Raw genomic sequence first — 3,633 nt, forward strand, 5'->3', positions numbered from 1 at the left:
ACATCTTTTCTAGTTTTTAATGCTCTTCCATATACCTCTTCTTCTATTACTATATCACTATATGAACCCTTTTCATTTTCAGGCATATTAAAATCTATTCCTTTTATCTTTAGATACGATTTAGCTACTCCTATAGTTGGCTTGTTTAAAAAAAATGAAGCATGTGTTGCTATGCCCATATGATTATAGTGAAGGTACCCATTACCATCAAATAAAAATAAATCAGGTTCTAAAGTTAATTTTTTAGTTGCTTCTATGATTAAAGGTAATTCTCTAAAAGTTAAAAATCCTGCAACATAAGGAACTATTATTTTTCCATAACTAGAAACTTTCTCTAGAACCTCTTTAGTTTTGTAATTTAAAACCACTATACTACATACGCCATATGATTGTCCATTCTTTTCCCAGTAAGCTAAATCTACACCTGCACAAATATTTATTTCATTTTCTTTAAACTCATTTTTTAGTTCGATTTTTTCTTTTAATATATTTTGTATTATCATAAATTCACTTTCATTACTACAATTAAAATCATGAATTTGTTCTATTTCCATATTTTGCCCACCCTTATATCCTATCTATGAAAATTAATATATGCATATGCCTATTATATAAATACTACTAAGTAAATTACAGTTTATATCTTCTCAGTTTAGAAACTAAATATATTGAAAATACAATAAGACTATTCTCTCTCCTAGAAATGTAAAGTATTTAGTGAGATTTATATAGTAACCAACTGTCTATTCATCTTAATTTTGTTCTTAACCGCCTCTACCACAAATGAATACAACGTTTTTCCTTATTTAATTTTTACTTTTCATAGGCTCAATTGATTTTAAAATCTTAAAATTTTGAAACTCGCTATCGCTCAAACAGTCAAAATTTCTTAACAGATTTTAAAATCAATTTCACCTTGAAAACTTAAAAATTAAATAACAAGAAAAACTTATGTATTCACTTTGTGTTAGAGGTGTTTTGTGGTTATATAAAATTTAATATTTCAAATAGCATCTCACACATAAAAGTATTATTTCTGATTCAAAGTGCTTCCACTTAAATGAGTTTTCGGGCATAATCGTTTCTCTAATCTATAAATTTTGGGATAATTATATTACTGTTTTAGTTTTTGCACCAGAACCCTATTTTACATTTACTTTATGTCCATAAAAATATTTACACCCTTTTTCCCAATTTATTTTTGAAAGTCGTTTGACATAATCAAATACTTTTTTCATAGTTTCATCATCTACCATTGTATAGTATTGTACAGGACATTCAATACCACTCCAAATTGAAAGTATTGTTGGAATAGTAATTTCTTTTAATTCTGTTCCGTATTTTCTCGAAATAGCACTTGCATCTATTAATTGTTTTGTTAATACTCCTGGAAATGCTAAATCTCCTTTATAGTAATATTTTTCTATATCTATTCTATCTCTTTTATTTATAAAAATTTCTCCTATTTCATCAACAGAAGCACTTACTGGAATTAATTCTTGATAATTTAATATATCTTGTAATGCATCTCTTATTGTAGTTTCAATATAAGTATCTTCCCATTCTTCTAAAAGTGCAAGTAAGTATGGAACAATCTCATATGATAATGCTTGTTTTGAATATGTTACAAATACATTAACAGAATCCTCATCAAGATTTAATAACATTTCCAAGTTTTCATTTTTATAAATATCACTATGATTTGCAATTGAACAAAATACCCTAATACAAAGTTTTATTACGCTATCACTATTACTTTCATTCATCATTTTAATTAATAATTGTTTTGCTGAAAAATCTCCAAGTTTTAATAAATCAATTATTGCTAATAGCTTCTTTTTTTCATCATTCCCAGTATTAATTTTATGCCTCAATTCTTCATTGCTAATGTTATCAGGAATCTTTCCATACCATATTCCTTTGCACATTATATCATCTTTTTCATCCATATATTTATCATTCCAATCCAGATTTTATTTTCTTATCCCTTTTTTACGTTGCCAACTTAATACTTTTTTTTGAAAATTAGTAGCATTCGTATGCCTTGGATTATTTCCAAAAACATATACACCATTTTCATTTCTATATATTTTCAATATTTTAGCATTTTCTTTTCCATATCCATTTTCTGAATAGAAGTCTAAATCTAACTCTTCTAATTTACTGCTTTTTATAGTTGATTCCCCTGTATAAGTAATATTACTATTTATATTTTCTCCACCAAATGCAAGACCTTGTTTATGATGACCTTTATTTAAACTTCCTTGAGAAACTAAAGTATTATAATCATCTCTAGCTTTTTTAAACCTTCTCCTTGAACAATAATTGATTCATCAGGATTAGAAAAGAATTCTGGATTTTCTTCAAACAATTGCTTAGCTTCTTCATAATGTGGACCATATACGTCTTTTCCTTTTAATACCTCAGGTTCATTCGTCTCCTCAATGACCTCATCTATATTATTCTTACTAGATTCTCCTGATGTATTAGCCTTTTCCGGAATTATTCTTTCGTTATCCTTAACTTCATAGCCATCTTTATTAAAAACCTCATCTGTTTTCTTACTTGGATCTGCAACAAATCTTTTACTCTTCTTGTCTCTCCACCTATTACATTCTTTATCATAGTATACATCAATATCATCTATATTCTTACTGACATCTTCTACAATATCTTCAGCATTTTGCTTATTGTTTGTATTATTGTTTGTATTATTGTTTGTATTATTGTTTGTATTATTATTTGTATTATTATTTGTATTATTATTTGTATTATTATTTGAAGAACCACTTCCTCCTGAAGTTGGTTCAATATCACTCTTTTTAATATAATAAACTCGCCCATCTGGTGTAACAACCTTTTGAGGCACTAAGTTATCTACCCTATTTACAAGGTTCTTTGCTTTTTCTGCATATCCTTCTCCGAATTTTTTAGCTAGTTTTTGAACTTTTCCTAGATTTTTTTCTCCAAATTCATTTACTATTTCTGTGACCTTATTTATATTATTATCTATTGCATTAAATACTTTGGTTGCTCCATTTTTAAGCCAAGGTGATACTTGTGAAAGATTTACTTTTGGAATATGTGGAGTTACTTTTTGAATTAGTTTTCCTCCACCGTGAAAAAGTCCAGCGGTTATAATTCCTACTCCAACCTCAAACCCTAGTGTCCAAGGGTCTATTTTTCCGTTTTCCATTTTTTGTCTTAAACAGCTTTCAAAGCCGTTTGTTACTCCTCCTAAGAAAGCCTTTCCTAATAGTGCTTCAGCTGCAAATGGTCCAAATATAGTTTCAAAAGGACACATTGAATTTCTTCAATCTGCCCTTTAATCATCATATTAATTATTTCAATTCATTTCTAAGTATATGTGTTTCTAGGTCTGCTAATCTTACAGGAATAGGTATTCTACTTTCGTTATTTATTAAATTCATTACTATATTATGACTAGTTTCTAGATCTATATAATTCCCACAAGAAATAAATATAGGTTTGACATCTTTTCTAGTTTTTAATGCTCTTCCATATACCTCTTCTTCTATTACTATATCACTATATGAACCCTTTTCATTTTCAGGCATATTAAAATCTATTCCTTTTATCTTTAGATACGATTTAGCTACTCCTATAGTTGGC

The 3,633-nt window shown here is 27.8% G+C and carries 4 protein-coding genes; all 4 read right to left on the reverse strand.

What is annotated here, in order from left to right; genetic code table 11:
• On the reverse strand, positions 1-554 hold a 554-nt coding region (locus tag N4A48_RS03680; protein ID WP_293664426.1), incomplete at its 3' end, for an endonuclease V.
• 588 nt (positions 555-1,142) lie between these two features.
• Complete coding sequence (gene imm47 / locus N4A48_RS03685; protein ID WP_293664428.1) at positions 1,143-1,949, reverse strand: Imm47 family immunity protein; 807 nt, start codon at positions 1,947-1,949, stop codon at positions 1,143-1,145.
• Positions 1,950-2,272: 323 nt separating this feature from the next.
• Complete coding sequence (locus N4A48_RS03690) at positions 2,273-3,304, reverse strand: hypothetical protein (RefSeq protein WP_293664430.1); 1,032 nt, start codon at positions 3,302-3,304, stop codon at positions 2,273-2,275.
• 37 nt (positions 3,305-3,341) lie between these two features.
• The coding region (locus N4A48_RS03695) for an endonuclease V (RefSeq protein WP_293664432.1) at positions 3,342-3,633 on the reverse strand (292 nt) is incomplete at its 5' end.

This window comes from Tepidibacter sp. (assembly GCF_025210165.1).
Taxonomy (GTDB): domain Bacteria; phylum Bacillota; class Clostridia; order Peptostreptococcales; family Peptostreptococcaceae; genus Tepidibacter_A.